The organism is Glutamicibacter sp. GQ173 (assembly GCF_059759215.1).
Window position 1 is genome coordinate 171,110 of record NZ_JCAXDT010000001.1, and the last position, 15,501, is coordinate 186,610.

The following is a 15,501-nucleotide window of genomic DNA, read 5'->3' on the forward strand; positions in this document are numbered from 1 at the left end:
GCTCGGAGGCTCCGCCTCCACCCACAATTCAAGTTTTAAAAACCAAGGAGATACGGGACGATGTCTGAAACCGTAAACCTACCCGCACTGGGTGAAAGCGTTACCGAAGGTACGGTAACCCGCTGGCTGAAGCAAGTTGGCGACCGTGTAGAGGTAGACGAGCCGTTGGTGGAAGTTTCCACCGACAAGGTAGACACTGAAGTTCCTTCGCCAGTAGCTGGCGTCATCGAGGAAATTTTTGTCGCAGAGGACGAGGACGCTGAAGTTGGCGCGCCTCTGGTCCGCATTGGCGATGGTTCCGGTTCGGGCGAATCTGCTCCAGCTGCACCCGCTGCACAGGAAGCACCAGCCAAGGAAGAAGCACCTGCTGCACCAGCTGCACAGGAAGCACCAACCAAGGAAGAAGCACCTGCTGCACCAGCTGCAGCCGGCTCCGCTTCCGGCACCGAGGTCACTTTGCCTGCACTGGGCGAATCGGTGACCGAAGGTACCGTTACCCGCTGGTTGAAGGAAGTTGGCGAGGAAGTCGCCGTTGACGAGCCGCTGCTCGAAGTTTCCACCGACAAGGTTGACACCGAAGTTCCTTCGCCAGTAGCCGGGACTCTGCTGGAAATTCGCGTTCCAGAAGACGAGACCGCTGAAGTTGGCGCCGTGCTCGCAGTGATCGGTGCCGCTGGCGCTGCACCTGCCGCTGCCCCAGCCAAGGAAGAAGCACCAGCTGCTGCTCCAGCGCCTGCAAAGGAAGAGGCCCCGGCCGCTCCTGCAGCACCGGCACCAGCGGCTCCGGCCGCTCCAGCTGCTCCAGCTGCTCCAGCTGCTCCAGCTGCCGAGTCGAACAACGAGTCGGGTTATGTAACCCCGCTGGTTCGCCGCCTTGCCAACCAGCACGACATCGACATCGCTTCGGTCAAGGGCACCGGCGTTGGCGGTCGCATCCGCAAGCAGGACGTGCTTGACGCAGTTGCCGCCAAGGAAGCTGCTGCACCGGCCGCTCCTGTTGCCGCCGCACCAGCTGCTGCAAAGCCAGCTGCACCAGCGGTTGAGGTTTCCTCGCTGCGCGGTACCACCGAGAAGGCTCCACGCATCCGTCAGGTCATCGCCCGTCGCATGCGCGAGTCCCTGGACGTATCGACTCAGCTGACCCAGGTCCACGAGATCGACATGACCCGCATCGTCAAGCTGCGCGGTTCGGCCAAGGCCAGCTTCAAGGCCACCAACGGCGTGAACCTGACCTACCTGCCATTCATCGCCAAGGCTGTTGCCGAAGGCCTGAAGGCTCACCCGAAGCTGAACGCTGAGTACAACGAAGAGACCCAGCAGATCACCTACCACAATGCCGAGCACCTGGCATTCGCAGTCGATACCGACAAGGGCCTGTTGGTTCCAGTGGTTTCGAACGCTGGTGACCTGAACCTGGCTGGCCTGGCTTCGCGCATCGCCGACGTTGCTGCACGTACCCGCAGCAACAAGATCGGTCCAGATGAGCTGTCCGGCGGCACCTTCTCGATCACCAACATCGGCTCGGTTGGCGCACTGTTCGACACCCCGATCATCAACCAGCCTCAGGTAGCTATCCTGGGCACCGGTGCGATCGTCAAGCGTCCAATGGTCATCACCGATGCAGATGGCAACGATTCGATTGCCATCCGCCACATGATGTACCTGTGCCTGACCTACGATCACCGCCTGGTTGACGGCGCTGACGCAGGCCGCTTCCTGCAGACCGTCAAGGCTCGCCTTGAGGGTGGCGCTTTCGAGGGAGACTTGGGACTCTAAGCTCCTAATAGGGCTTCTAGCCATAGCGACGATCGCCCCTGCTGACGAATCAGCAGGGGCGATCGTCGCTTTTCTACGTTCAGTCGAATTTAGATTAGGCTAGGACTATGGAATTCCTGAAACTCATTTTGGTATTTGTGCATGTGCTTGGTGCAGCCGCGATTTTCGGTGGCTGGCTAGCTAACTTCAAGACCCCCACCGTCAGTGTCTGGCAGTGGTACGGTGCCCTCGTTCAGCTGGTGACCGGATTGGCACTCGTGGGTATTGCTGAAGCCGGCACTGACCCGGTCAACCACGCAAAGATTGGCGTGAAGCTGGTCATCGCCATCGTGATCGCTGTAGCTGCGTTTATCGGCCGCAAGAAGATCAAGGCTGGCGAAGAAGTATCGACGGGCATTGCTCATGCTGTTGGAGGCATGGCCTTCATCAATATCGCAGTGGCGACCCTCTGGTCCTAATCCTTATTAGGATCCGCTGCAGGAACCGCAATCCGATGCGCTGAGCATGCATGGGATTGCGGTTCCTGCATCTAATGGCGAAGAACCTTGCCGATTTTCCAGCCGTGCTCTGAAAGCACCAGTTCAATTTCGATCCGCTGAGTCTGGGCAGCCTTGACCGTGTGAATTTGTTTTCCCTTGCGATCGACATAGTTGTATTCGCCTTGGGTTGAATCCGCAGCCAGAATCACGGCATCCCCTTGGCCACGAGCAACAACGGAAACATTTCGAAGCTGCGTCGCCAAACCCTTAAAACTCAGATCCATTTCCCGCAGCGTTTTGATCGTTTCCAGATCCCGCTCCAGCTGCTCAGAGTCAGGTGCGTAAATGGCTTTCAAGTCCCCAGCCGCCAATTTGCTCATGGCCTGATCACGCCGTTGCGTCAGGCTCAGGAAGGCCGAGACAATGGTGTCCTGGTTCAAAGCGCACGCTGGAACTTGGGCGACATCATTGATGCGGCACGAGGATTCAACCGGTGCCGACGGTTCAGATCCCGTATCAGATGCTGTCGCCGCGCGAAGATGGTTGACGCCTACAAGGCTTCCGGCCAATACCGCAATACCCATCACACCGGCACCAACAATTTTCATGGCTCCAGGGGTCCGCCGAAGCGGATGAACAGCCCAATTTTCAGGCTGCCCCTGGTCTTGTGGTGTCAATGATGCTTGTTTCCTCCCCCGCCGTCCTCTGGCCCTATGCTGGGACAGGATATCTGGATGTATGGTTTCCATCAGATGGGTAGCTTCCGGCGAAACGTGGCCTTCCCACCTGATAGGTTCAGCCTGGGCGCTAGAGAACAGCGTCCTCGCAAATTGTTCGGCGCTTGGTCGTTCATGTGGATCCGGGTTGAGGCAATCAATCAATAGGTCTTGGATGATCTGCGGAATACTTGGAAACTTGACCTGCACCGGTGGCCGAATGTTTTGCGCATCCGGTGGCTTGCCTGCCAAGAGGAACCATAAGCAGGCGCCCAGGGAGTAGACGTCCTGCTCCCCCACCGATAGTTCTCGTCCGCCAGGAACTATTTCTGGAGCCATATATCCTGGCGTGCCAGCGCCCGACAACGATTGGGCATCTGAGGCGGACTCCTGAAAGTCAATAATCTTTGGCATGCCGCTTGCAGTCAGCAAAACGTTTGCCGGTGATATGTCCCCATGGCGGATACCCTCTGCGTGCATCATCGATAGCGTTTGCGCCACGGGAGCCAACGCAGTGATGCATTCGCCCAGGCTGAAAACACCTCGACTGTTCACGAGGTCGCCGATGCTTCCGCCCGGGCAATATTCCATGATCAAACCATCGCCCAGTTGGGTCGAGTGCGTGCCGTAAAAATCGACGACATATTTCCGCGACCGAGTGACCGAATTCTGCCTCAAGGACGAGACATCTTCCATAGTCAAACTAAGTTTTAGCACCATGTAAGTTTGGTCACTCTCCCTGCGGATTAGCCAAACTTTACATGGTGACTTGGTACTTAATGGTCTAACGGTGACATGTCCAGAGCTCAAAGGCCACGCAAGAACATTTGTTGATTCATTCATAGCTCCGTTGTAGTTCAAAAACGGAAAACACAAGTTCGTTATCCACAAGTTTGCTGTCATCTATCGAATTAGCGACCAGCGGGACAACGGCGTAGGGTAACCTTCATGGCGATCGAATTCGAACGAGTCGGACTTGGCTCAAAATTTGTGCCCTACATGGAAGCCTGGGACTACCAAATCCAGTTACATGATGCGGTAGCCGCGGACGAACAGTCCCCGAGAGTCCTGTTCCTGGAGCATGAAGCGGTATACACCGCAGGCAAAAGAACTGAACCCGAAGATCTCCCGTTAGACGGAACCCCTGTCGTAGACGTGGATCGAGGCGGCAAGCTCACCTGGCACGGGCCAGGACAACTTATTGGCTACCCCATCGTCAAACTTCGCAAAATGAGCGCGATACGACTTTATGTGGAAACCATCGAAGAAGCGCTGATCAATGTCGTGAGCGACATGGGCATTGCCACGGCGCAGATCAAAGGCCGCTCAGGTGTCTGGGTTCCCGGCAAAAACGGCGAACAAGACCGAAAAATCGCAGCCATCGGACTTCGTATCAGCCACGGAGTAACCATGCACGGTTTTGCATTGAACTGCTCCAACGAGCTAGCGGCCTACGAACAAATCATTCCTTGCGGTATCACCGATGCAGGAGTCACTTCCATCTCGGAAGAGCTCGGCCGAACCGTAACCCCGGAAGACGTTGTCGACCGAGTCCAGACCGAACTCGAACGTCTCCTCACCCCACAAGTCGTCTAGACAATCATTCCCTCCGAAAGAAAGAGCCGATAATGAGCGTCGCACCTGAAGGCCGCCGCATGCTTCGCGTTGAAAAGCGCAACGCTGCCGTACCAGTGGAGCGTAAGCCCGAGTGGATCAAAGCCAAACTAAACATTGGTCCCGAATACGTAGGCCTAAAGAATCTCGTACAGTCCGAAGGACTGCACACCGTCTGCGAAGAAGCAGGCTGCCCAAACATCTTTGAATGCTGGGAAGACCGTGAAGCATCTTTCCTCATCGGTGGTTCCGAGTGCACCCGCCGCTGCGATTTCTGCCAGATCGCTACCGGTAAACCATCACCAATCGATCGCTCCGAACCATTCAAGGTTGCGATGAGCGTGAAGAAGATGGATCTTCGCTACGCAACCGTCACTGGCGTGGCCCGCGATGACCTCGAAGATGAGGGCGTGTGGCTGTATGCGGAGACGGTTCGCCAGATCCACAAGATGAACCCAACCACCGGTGTCGAATTGCTGATCCCGGACTTCAGCGGAAAACCAGAGAACCTGGACGCCATCTGCGATTCGGCCCCGGAAGTCTACGCCCACAACGTCGAGACCGTTCCTCGAATTTTCAAGCGCATCCGTCCCGCTTTCCGCTACGACCGTTCCATGGACGTCATTTCGCACGGACGCAAGCGTGGACTGATCACCAAGTCGAACCTGATCCTCGGTATGGGCGAAACCCGCGAAGAAATTTCCGAGGCCATGCGCGACCTGCACGAAGCCGGTTGCGACCTGTTGACCCTGACGCAGTACCTTCGCCCCACCGATCTCCACCTTCCAGTGGACCGCTGGGTCACCCCACAAGAATTCGTTGAACTGCAGCAAGAGGCAGAAGAAATCGGATTTGCCGGTGTCATGTCTGGTCCGCTGGTCCGCTCTTCCTACCGTGCAGGACGGTTGTGGGCCGGAGCGATGCGCAAGAAGGGTCGCGAAATTCCAGAGGCTCTCTCCCACATCGAGTCTTCCGGGAACACGCGTCAGGAAGCAGCATCCCTGATCAAATAATGATCGATTGAACGTTCCGCAGACCACGACCCCGCAGCCCCCTGGCATCTCACACGCCATGGCTGCGGGGTTGTCTGCCATCTTGCTAGCGACATATGCACCAAAAAAATTTCGCTCCTGATCCAGCGCGACTTAGAACTATCGTCAACATCGCGTAGAATTGAGGCACTATGGCCAAAAACTCCGACAACGACGCTGCTGCGCAACCAAAGCGCGGTTTGTTTTCGCGTAAACCAAAAGCTGAGAAAAAGAACAAAGAACCAGGCCGGCTGAAGCAAATCGGCCAAGTCTTCCAGATGACGCGCCGCAACGACCCTATGGTCGTTTGGTGGATGGCATTGGCTGCCTTGGCTGTAATCGCAGTCTGCTTGGTTATCGGTATCTTGATCAACAACTGGATCACCATGTTGATCATTTCCATTCCTTTGGCTCTTCTTGCGGCGATGTTCATCATGTCCCGCCGGGCTGAAAAAGCTGCCTTCTCCCAGCTAGAAGGACGCCCAGGTGCTGCAGGTGCAGCCATGAGCGTGCTGCGTCGCGGATGGATCCTCAAGCAGGAACCAGTCGCCTATAACCGTCACCAGGATTTGGTCTTCCTCGCCATTGGCCGCCCAGGCATCGTCCTGGTCACCGAAGGGCCTAAGTCGCGAGTTCGCGAACTCGTCGCCTCGGAACGCAAGCGCATTGCCCGTGTTCTGCCGAACGTTCCAGTTCACGTGATCCATGCAGGACAGGACGCGGACCAGACCAGCTTGGTTGATGTCAGCAAGGAAATGAAGAAGCTTCCCAAGTCCATCACCAAGCTCGAGGTCAGTGCCATCGACAAGCGACTGAGCACCCTGACTGCAAATCGCCTGCCGATCCCCAAGGGCGTAGACCCCACCCGCGTTCGGCCTAACCGCCGCGCAACCCGCGGTCGCTAAAAACCTCAATACATAAGAAGCCGCAACAGGATTCCCTGTTGCGGCTTCTTCGTTGTTCTGGCGCATTTGAATTATTTGATGTTAACCAAGATGGTCTTCGGTAGCCGATCGTGCAATCCCCGCTGATCCTGATCGGTAACAAAGACCGGGATGGCCAGGCAAAGTAGCAGCGAGCGAATCAACCCCTGCAAGGGCTTCACCGCACTTCCGTCCATTGACTGCACTTGAAGGCCAAAGGTCCGATGGCCAATAGTATGACCGGTGAATCCGACGCCAATAATCTGCCCGACGCAAAACAGCAACAGGGTTGCAAGGTCATTGAAGTTGAAGAGCCACCAGCTCAGCAGCATGGACAGTCCCCAGTCGATGCACAATGCTCCAATCCTGCGAGGGAATCTTCCAATTGACCCGGGGCCCTTGTCCGGTCGGCCTAGATCCTGTCCAGGCCACTCCTGCGAGTTATGTTGTGGCGGGCCTTCAAGCCACGAACTGAAGTCTTTTCTTTCCACCGCTACAGTCTATCGAGGGATTCTGTGCATCAGTGCGGGCTCAATTTGCCCTGTCTGAGCCCGCCAAGACTCCAAGTCAGTTTGTTACGAACTGCATCGTCCCAAATCAGCGCAATACGATACGCCCGAGCCTCACCCTTGTAACAGGCTGGAAACAATAGAGACACCATTCAGAAATGGATTGTGGGTAAGCTCTATACGTAAGCAAGGGAACCAGCCAGCTCATTCTGTCTGATCGTTCTGTTTACCAATTCTCATATCTCACCAGGGAGTCACCTGCACATGTTTACCAGTCCAGAAGAAGTCTTGGCATATATTGCCGATGAGGACATCAAGTTCGTCGATATCCGTTTCACCGATCTTCCAGGCGTACAGCAGCACTTCAACGTGCCAGCAAAGTCTGTAGATGCCGACTTCTTCGTCAACGGCCAGCTCTTCGATGGTTCGTCCATCCGCGGCTTCGCTGGCATCTCTGAATCAGACATGCAGTTGATCCCAGATGTCACCACCGGTTTCATCGATCCATTCCGCATCGAAAAGACCTTGGCATTCAACTTCTCGATCATCAACCCACGTACCGGTGAGCCTTACCACCGCGATCCACGTGGCGTTGCAGAGCGTGCCGAAGCTTACCTCGAATCCACCGGAATCGCCGATACCGCATTCTTCGCTCCAGAAGCAGAATTCTTCATCTTCGAAGACGTTCGCTACGAGTCGAAGCCAGAAGGCGCTTTCTACTCGATCGATTCCGATGAAGCTCCATGGAACACCGGCCGCAAGGAAGAAGGCGGCAACCAGGGTTACAAGACCGCTTTCAAGGGCGGCTACTTCCCAGTTGCACCAACTGACAAGCAGGCTGACCTGCGTGACGCTATCTGCGTTGAGCTGGACAAGGCTGGCCTTGAGGTCGAGCGCAGCCACCACGAAGTTGGCGCTGCTGGCCAGGCTGAAATCAACTACAAGTTCAACACCATGGTTCACGCCGCTGACGAGCTGATGCTCTTCAAGTACGTAGTCAAGAACGTGGCAGACGCCTGGGGCAAGTCCGCAACCTTCATGCCAAAGCCAGTCTTCGGCGACAACGGTTCGGGCATGCACGTGCACCAGTCGCTGTGGTCCAACGGCGACCCGCTGTTCTACGACGAAAAGGGCTACGCTGGCCTGTCCGACGTCGCTCGCTGGTACATCGGTGGCCTGCTGAAGCACGCTGATGCAGTGCTTGCCTTCACCAACCCAACTGTGAACTCCTACCGTCGACTGGTCAAGGGCTTCGAGGCTCCAGTGAACATGGTTTACTCGCAGGGTAACCGTTCGGCAGGTATCCGTATCCCGATCACCGGTTCGAACCCCAAGGCGAAGCGCATCGAATTCCGCGCACCGGATGCTTCTTCCAACCCTTACCTGGCTTTCGCAGCCCAGCTGATGGCTGGCCTGGACGGCATCAAGAACCGCATCGAACCAGCAGAGCCAATCGACAAGGACCTCTACGAGCTTCCTGCCGAGGAAGCCAAGGACATCCAGCGCGCTCCGGAGAGCCTTGAAGATGCACTGAAGGCACTGGAAGCCGACCACGACTTCCTGCTCGAAGGCGGCGTCTTCACCGAGGACCTGGTCCAGACTTGGATCGAGTACAAGCGTGAAAACGAAATCAAGCCACTGAGCCTGCGCCCGAACCCATACGAGTTCGAGCTGTACTACGGTTGCTAATTCCGATCCTGCGGTAGTCGCGGATTAGTTAGTCAAAAGCTGGGCCCCACCATTGGTGGGACCCAGCTTTTTTGCTTTGCTAGCCTGTAGGCCATGGACATTTCCCAGTGGATCAGCGGACAACGCGACGACGGAGAAATAGTCGGCTATCTTGAACCAATCGCTGAAGACTAGAGCAGGGTCCTGCCCCGCCATGTCCCAGGCCACGCCATTTCCAATGCCTGCGAATATGCGGACGGTGACGGGCTCTTGCAAGAACGTGGAATCAAGGAGCTAATGCAGCCGTGGCGTGGACGCTCGACGGGAACTTCGGCGACGCAACCAGCGAGCTGGCAATCTTAGAACCCTCCGCCCAAGGGATCGTTGTGGCCAATGCGCTGCGCACTAAAGCGCTGAAACCTGCCGAGCGGATCCACGTGGACGGACCCGATGGGCAGCAACGGCTGAAACCCTCTGCGGCACGCGCCAGAATTTGAAATTCAAGCAACGGATGACTGGGCGGACCCTTGTCATCTCTTAATGGTGAGCGCCCTGCCATACCGCCACCGCGTGAATTTTTGCGCCACCAATAGCAATGGAAATACAACCCGCCACCCAAGAAGATCAGAAGGCGCGGTCAACGAACGGATCTCCAGGAAGACGTGCGCAGCGCTACGCGTGAGAATAAAAGCTTCCTCGCCACTGACGGGATGCCCAGGGCGGGTCTTATAGGCGAATCCCACGCGATCAGCGCTGTGGACTGTATCCACCACTTCAATGGGCTCGTCGATGGCTATGGGCCCGAGCACGGCACTGAGCTGGGGACGTGCGCCCATTCGCACCGGTTCTTGCGGTTGCACGACGAACCCGCTGCGGGTTTTTATTTCCCAGCGCATGAGCGACTCGGCAGCTTCGCTCCACACTAAGTCACCAGAGCCCAGGTAGTGCCGCCGTTGCCAAACCCGGTGGGAGGTGGTTATCGGGGCCCAATGCTCTTGCTGGATGCGGGTCAGCGACATGCTGAGTCAGTCTTCGAAGCCATAAAAGAGCTGTTCAAAAACGCTTCGGGCATGACGAGTGGCGCGCAGGTAATCTTCCTCTAGCTCAACGCCGAAGTGCGGCTCATAGCCGCACCATCGTGCTACGGCCTCCATATCCCTCGATGAACTTGGCAGGACATCGCTGGAGCGTCCCGAGGTGATGATTTCAGCGCTTCGGATACGCGTCGCCAACCGCCAGGCGACGGCGAGCTGTTCGCTGTCGTCCTCAGTGATGAAATCCAGCTTCGCCAGCTCTTCCAGGGCTTTCAGGGTCGAGGTGGTTTGCAGCGTCTCATGCTTCCATGCGTGCTGGAGCTGGTAGAACTGAACTAGCCATTCAATGTCGGACAGCGAACCGCGCCCTAGCTTCAAATGGCGATTGGGATCGGCGCCGCGGGGAAGCCTTTCAGATTCAACACGGGCCTTGATCTTGCGAATGTCCCGGATTTCGTTGTCGTCCAGGCCTTTGCCGTAGCGCACGGGCTTGATCAGGTCGATGAAGTCCTGCGCCAGAGCGGCATCACCGGCGAAGGGACGCGCCCGCTGCAGTGCCTGCCGCTCCCAGACTTCGACCCAACGCTCGTAATAGCTTGCATAGGCATCGATGGATCGAACCAGAATTCCCTGGCGTCCTTCGGGACGCAGGTCCGAATCGACCTTGAGTTTCACTTCAGCAGGAATTGCCGGCTTCAAAGGCTTGGAAGTCCACGAAACGAGCTCGGTCACCACGCGCAAGGCTTGTTCCTGTGCCGCTTGGGCCTTGGCTCCGGGAAGCGGACGCTGAATGAACAATACGTCGGCATCGGAGCCGTAGCCGATTTCCTTGCCTCCTTGGCGCCCCATCGCGATCACTGAAATTACGGCGTGTTCGCCATGCTTTTGACGGTCTGCAGCGAGCAGCACCTGAAGCACGCCGTCGACCATTGCTCCATCAATATTCGACAGGGCCTTGCCCACTTCATCGACCGATAGCAGACCCGCGCCATCGGCCAGGGCCACGCGCAAGAACTCACGCCGGCGCACCATGCGGATCATCCGAATGGCGCTTTCGGGCTGCTTGGTGCGGTGAATGATCGACTGGTTCTGCTGCAACAGGCTTTCAAGGTTCTGTGGCATCAAGGATGAATCCGAGCCCAGCCACGCGGCGGCGGCCGGTTCATTAGCCAGCAGGTCGGTCAGGAAACGGGTGTTGGAAAGCAAGTGGCTCAGCCGCTCCGCCGCCGCATTGGTATCGCGCAGCATGCCAAGGAACCAATGGGACTTGCCCAGCGACTCGCTCAACCGCCGGAAGCCCAGCAGCCCGGCGTCGGGATCGACTCCACGGGCGAACCAGTCCAGCAGAACGGGCAACAGCTGGCGTTGCAACGAGGACCTGCGGGATACTCCCCCGGTCAACGCTTCAATATGGCGCATGGCCGCCTTGGGATCCAAATAGCCCAGAGCGCGAAGGCGCGCTTGTGCAGATTCGGCGGTGAGCTTGACGTCGTCTGCCGAGAGATTGGAGCTGCTGACCAGCAAGGGGCGGTAGAAAATCCGTTCGTGGAGGGAACGCACCATGCGCTTGGTCTCGTTCCAGCGGCGCATGAGCTTCTCTGGGCTTGTCGGCTGCAGATCCCCGGCACCGCGAATCGAGCGTGCCAGAACTCGCTGTGCGCTTTCCACGCGTGGCATCAGGTGGGTCCGCCGGAGCTGGTTCAGCTGAATTCGGTGTTCCAGCAGCCGCAAGAAGCGGTACGAATCATCAAAATTCGTTGCGTCTTCGCGCCCGATATAGCCAATCTCGCTCATGGCCTGGATTGCCAAGGTGGTCGTGGGAATCTGGATATCCGGATCTACACGGCCGTGAACCAGCTGGAGAAGCTGGACGGTGAATTCAACATCCCTCAGGCCGCCTGGGCCGAGTTTGATTTGCCACGCAACGTCGTCCTTGTCGATGTTGTTGCTGACCCGTCGACGCATGGCTTGGACAGATTCAACGAAGCCATCCCGTTCGGAACTGGACCAGACCATGGGCGAGACCATGCGCTCGTAGGAACGACCGAGTTCTGTGTCGCCGGCGATACAGCGGGCCTTGAGCAACGCCTGGAACTCCCACGAATGTGCCCACCTGCGGTAGTAGGCCTCATGGGAGGATAAAGTTCGGGTGAGCGCCCCGTCTTTGCCTTCTGGGCGCAGATTCGCATCCACTTCCCAGAGCATCGGCTCGGGGCCCGGGACCATCAGGGCGCGGGCAGTATTCCCGCAAATCACGGTGGCAATGGCCGCTGCCAGGTCCTCTTCAATGCCCGGCGCAGAACCGTGGACGTAAATGACATCCACATCTGAAATGTAGTTGAGCTCTCGGGCGCCGCATTTGCCCATGCCGATAATGGCGATGTTAACGCGGTCTACGTCAAACGGGTCGTACTGTTCAGCTACCTCAGCGCGGGCAATCGCCAGTGCGCCTTCCAGCGCCGCTCCGGCCATATCGGCCAGCTCGGCCGCGACGTTCGGCAGGATTCGTTGCGGGTTGCCCGAGCCCAGATCACGGTGCGCCAAGGAGAGCAGTGCCATCCGGTAGCTTGTGCGTAAACGTTGTCTGGCTTCGGCACCGGTAACCGAGGAGACCCAATGGCCTCGGCTGGTGCGCTGGGCATCGATGGATGTGAGCATGCTTTGCACCAGGTGCTCGCTGGTGGCCTGCACGAACTCTGCCGATGGCGCAGTGCGGACTGTGTCGAGCGCCTGGGGGCAACGTATCAGGAATTCACCGAGCGCCGACGAACTGCCCAGTATTCGGACCAGCCCTTGGCAGCTCTCCGGGTCCATGAAGATATCGATGGCTTCAGGATGGCGGTCAACTAGACGCAGGGCCAAAAGCAGGGCCTGGTCAGGATCGGGCGCATGAGCCATCTTGCTCACGATCAATTTCGGATCAATCGGTGCCAGTTCCTTGGCTTGAAGGAATTTCTTGGCCCGCTCTATATCGCTGAAACCAGCGTTGATCAATGATCGCGAGGATACGTCCGGCATGGTGATTCTTGTTTCTCCCACAAGTCGCCGTGTGCGGGCACACGGCGACATTTCTAGAGGATACTTAGATTTTTATTGAGCTCGTAGGGAGTCACGACCTGGCGGTATTCTTCCCATTCGGCCTTCTTGTTCGAGATGAAGGAGTTGAATACCTGTTCACCGAGGATCTCGGCCATGAATTCGGACTCTTCCATCACACGCAGCGCTTCATGCAGGCTTCCTGGCAACGGCACGTGGCCCGAAGCTCGACGCTCAGCGGTGGACAGGTTCCAGACGTCATCCTCGGTTGGCTCTTCGAGCTCGTAGCCTTCACGGATGCCCTTCAGGCCAGCGCCCAATAGGCAGGCATAGGCGAGGTAAGGGTTGGCCGCAGAGTCGATGCCGCGGTACTCAACTCGAGCGCTTTGCCCCTTGCCGGGCTTGTACAGCGGAACACGCAGCAGCGCCGATCGGTTGTTGTGGCCCCACGAACGGTGGCTTGGGGCCTCTCCCCCGCCCCACAAGCGCTTGTACGAGTTCACGTACTGATTGGTGATTGCGGTCATTTCCGGAGCATGGTGCAATATGCCTGCAATGAAGGAGCGGGCAACATCAGAGAGCTGGTATTCGCGCCCAGCCTCAAAGAAGGCGTTGCTGTCTCCCTCGAAGAGCGAGAAGTGCGTGTGCATGCCGCTGCCCGGGTGCTCAGAGAAGGGCTTGGGCATGAAGGTGGCATGAATCCCCTTCTGCATTGCCATCTCCTTGATAACAGTGCGGAAGGTCATGATGTTATCGGCAGTTTGCAGGGCATCCGCGTAGCGCAGGTCGATTTCATTCTGGCCTGGGCCGGTTTCATGGTGGGAGAACTCCACTGAAATGCCCAGCGCCTCCAAAGTCGTCACGGATGCGCGGCGGAAATCTTGTCCTACGCCGTCGGGCACATGGTCGAAGTAGCCACCGGTGTCGATGGGACGCGGGCGCCCGTTGGCATCCAGCTCCGAGGATTCCAGAAGGTAGAACTCGATTTCTGGATGGGTGTAGCACGTGAAGCCCATATCGGAGGCTTCGCCCAACTGGCGCTTGAGAACCTGGCGCGGGTCAGCACTGGATGGCTGGCCCTCTGGTGTCAGGATGTCGCAGAACATGCGAGAGGTCGGCTCGACCTCACCTCGCCATGGCAAAATCTGGAAAGTGGACGGATCCGGCTGAAGCAGCATGTCAGATTCTGAGATCCGGGAAAGCCCGTCAATGGACGAACCGTCGAAGCCCAGACCCTCTTCAAAGGCATCTTCAACTTCAGCAGGAGCCAACGCCACGGATTTCAGTGATCCAACGACGTCGGTAAACCACATTCGCACAAATCGAACATCACGTTCTTCAATGGTGCGCAGCACAAATTCCTGCTGACGATCCATTTTCCACCACCTTTGAATTTCTAATACCGGCACTGATTACGGCCGGTAAGAAAATTGACCTGTGGCAACACTATATCGGTTCCCACCGGGGCATCCAGTAAGCATCGCCCAGTTCAAGTACGATAAAGTCATTTTATGCCTCAACCTTACCTAGGGAATCCTGAGAAAGGCCCATCCCGCATCCGAATTCATCATTTGCAGCAGGCAAAAAATCGCGGTGAAAAATTCGCGATGTTAACTGCCTACGACGTAATGATGGCCGAAATTTTCGATTCTGCCGGCATCGAGATCCTGCTGGTTGGCGATTCAGCAGCCAATACGGTCATTGGCTATGACTCAACGCTGCCCATCACCCTCGACGAAATGGTGGTCTTCACCAAGGCCGTGGCAAATGGCGCCCAACGAGCCATGGTGGTTGCAGATCTGCCTTTCGGAAGTTATGAGCAATCTCCTGCACAAGCGGTTGAGACTGCGGTTCGCCTCATGAAAGAGGGCGGCGCCCAAGCCGTCAAGATGGAGGGTACCGCCCAGTATGCGGAACATGTTCGCGCCATGGTGCTCGCCGGCGTCCCGGTCATTGGCCACATCGGGTTCACTCCGCAGTCAGAGCACGCTCTTGGAGGATTCCGAGTTCAGGGCCGCGGCGATGCCATGGCTCAAATGAAGGCTGATGCACTGGCGTTGCAGGACGCGGGAGCCTTCTGCATCTTGATGGAGATGGTGCCAAGCACGGCTGCAGCCGAAATTGACGCCGCCTTGAGGGTTCCGACCATCGGCATTGGCGCAGGCGCTTCCACTACGGGCCAGGTGCTGGTTTGGCAGGACATGCTGGGCCTCGGCGCGCGCCGCACGCCTCGATTCGTCAAAAAGTACGCCGATCTTCGCAGCGTCATAGGACAGGCCGTCAGCGAATACCACCAGGACGTCATTTCCGGTTCGTTCCCCTCGGAAGAGTACGAATTCAAGGAATAGCCCCTTCGCGCCGCACGCCAAAGGCGGTGCCCCGAACCAAGTTTTGATCTGGTTCCGGGTACCGCCTTTGCCGTTGCCTACAGGGCGATGGGCCTTTTGGACTACTCGTCGTTTTCCTCGGCCTCATCCCACGCCTCATTGCGCGCCTGGACTTTGCTCATTGCGGCTTCTGCTTCCGCAGCGGACTCATATGGACCTAATAATTGCGACCAATCCGACTGGGGTCCCTTTTCCACGCTCTTGGTGGAAACGTTATACCAGTACTGGCCTTCACCAGGGGTGCCAGCTGAGCTCATTGGAAACTCCTCAATTCTAGGTTGGTACTTCCATCTCCACGTTAGACCACCACGAGAAAATTAGGTGGAAC

The 15,501-nt window shown here is 57.3% G+C and carries 13 protein-coding genes and 1 pseudogene; 8 read left to right on the plus strand and 6 right to left on the minus strand.

Features of this window, described 5'->3' with window-relative positions:
• Positions 1-60: 60 nt before the first annotated feature.
• Positions 61-1,776, plus strand: coding sequence for a 2-oxoglutarate dehydrogenase, E2 component, dihydrolipoamide succinyltransferase (gene sucB / locus AC6CHO_RS00785; RefSeq protein WP_498213164.1), 1,716 nt, complete (start codon positions 61-63; stop codon positions 1,774-1,776).
• Between the two features lie 107 nt (positions 1,777-1,883).
• Entirely contained in the window at positions 1,884-2,234 is a 351-nt protein-coding gene (locus AC6CHO_RS00790) for a hypothetical protein (RefSeq protein ID WP_060701954.1), read from the plus strand.
• Between the two features lie 71 nt (positions 2,235-2,305).
• On the opposite strand, the gene AC6CHO_RS00795 is transcribed toward AC6CHO_RS00790, so the two are convergent.
• Positions 2,306-3,667, minus strand: coding sequence for a serine/threonine protein kinase (locus AC6CHO_RS00795; protein WP_498213165.1), 1,362 nt, complete (start codon positions 3,665-3,667; stop codon positions 2,306-2,308).
• A gap of 234 nt (positions 3,668-3,901) precedes the next feature.
• On the opposite strand from AC6CHO_RS00795, the pseudogene lipB reads away from it, so the two are divergent.
• The 3 genes and pseudogenes from lipB to AC6CHO_RS00810 all read left to right on the plus strand — a co-directional run.
• Positions 3,902-4,567 (plus strand): annotated as a pseudogene (gene lipB / locus AC6CHO_RS00800) (lipoyl(octanoyl) transferase LipB); the annotation flags it as partial.
• A gap of 32 nt (positions 4,568-4,599) precedes the next feature.
• Entirely contained in the window at positions 4,600-5,598 is a 999-nt protein-coding gene (lipA, locus tag AC6CHO_RS00805) for a lipoyl synthase (protein WP_444663109.1), read from the plus strand.
• A 170-nt stretch (positions 5,599-5,768) separates the two neighbouring features.
• Complete coding sequence (locus tag AC6CHO_RS00810) at positions 5,769-6,521, plus strand: DUF4191 domain-containing protein (protein ID WP_146275382.1); 753 nt, start codon at positions 5,769-5,771, stop codon at positions 6,519-6,521.
• 71 nt (positions 6,522-6,592) lie between these two features.
• Here the strand turns inward: AC6CHO_RS00810 and AC6CHO_RS00815 are convergent, their stop codons facing one another.
• The gene (locus tag AC6CHO_RS00815) at positions 6,593-6,895 is read right to left on the minus strand and encodes an RDD family protein (protein ID WP_498213167.1); all 303 of its coding nucleotides are present in this window, start codon (positions 6,893-6,895) and stop codon (positions 6,593-6,595) included.
• Between the two features lie 417 nt (positions 6,896-7,312).
• Here AC6CHO_RS00815 and glnA (AC6CHO_RS00820) point away from each other — a divergent pair, with 417 nt between their 5' ends.
• Positions 7,313-8,737, plus strand: coding sequence for a type I glutamate--ammonia ligase (gene glnA, locus AC6CHO_RS00820; RefSeq protein ID WP_146275384.1), 1,425 nt, complete (start codon positions 7,313-7,315; stop codon positions 8,735-8,737).
• A gap of 284 nt (positions 8,738-9,021) precedes the next feature.
• Complete coding sequence (locus tag AC6CHO_RS00825) at positions 9,022-9,213, plus strand: hypothetical protein (protein ID WP_444663104.1); 192 nt, start codon at positions 9,022-9,024, stop codon at positions 9,211-9,213.
• A gap of 33 nt (positions 9,214-9,246) precedes the next feature.
• On the opposite strand, the gene AC6CHO_RS00830 is transcribed toward AC6CHO_RS00825, so the two are convergent.
• The 3 genes from AC6CHO_RS00830 to glnA (AC6CHO_RS00840) are packed head-to-tail and all read right to left on the minus strand — an operon-like array spanning position 9,247 to position 14,162.
• Entirely contained in the window at positions 9,247-9,735 is a 489-nt protein-coding gene (locus AC6CHO_RS00830; RefSeq protein ID WP_498213169.1) for a DUF1990 domain-containing protein, read from the minus strand.
• 6 nt (positions 9,736-9,741) lie between these two features.
• Positions 9,742-12,768: a bifunctional [glutamine synthetase] adenylyltransferase/[glutamine synthetase]-adenylyl-L-tyrosine phosphorylase gene (locus AC6CHO_RS00835; RefSeq protein WP_498213171.1), complete on the minus strand. Its 3,027-nt coding sequence runs from the start codon at positions 12,766-12,768 to the stop codon at positions 9,742-9,744.
• Positions 12,769-12,821: 53 nt separating this feature from the next.
• On the minus strand, positions 12,822-14,162 hold the full coding sequence (gene glnA, locus AC6CHO_RS00840) for a type I glutamate--ammonia ligase (RefSeq protein WP_060701964.1): 1,341 nt from the start codon (positions 14,160-14,162) through the stop codon (positions 12,822-12,824).
• Positions 14,163-14,297: 135 nt separating this feature from the next.
• Here glnA (AC6CHO_RS00840) and panB point away from each other — a divergent pair, with 135 nt between their 5' ends.
• Complete coding sequence (panB, locus tag AC6CHO_RS00845) at positions 14,298-15,134, plus strand: 3-methyl-2-oxobutanoate hydroxymethyltransferase (protein ID WP_498213172.1); 837 nt, start codon at positions 14,298-14,300, stop codon at positions 15,132-15,134.
• A gap of 101 nt (positions 15,135-15,235) precedes the next feature.
• On the opposite strand, the gene AC6CHO_RS00850 is transcribed toward panB, so the two are convergent.
• On the minus strand, positions 15,236-15,430 hold the full coding sequence (locus AC6CHO_RS00850; RefSeq protein ID WP_146275394.1) for an SPOR domain-containing protein: 195 nt from the start codon (positions 15,428-15,430) through the stop codon (positions 15,236-15,238).
• Positions 15,431-15,501: the final 71 nt, after the last annotated feature.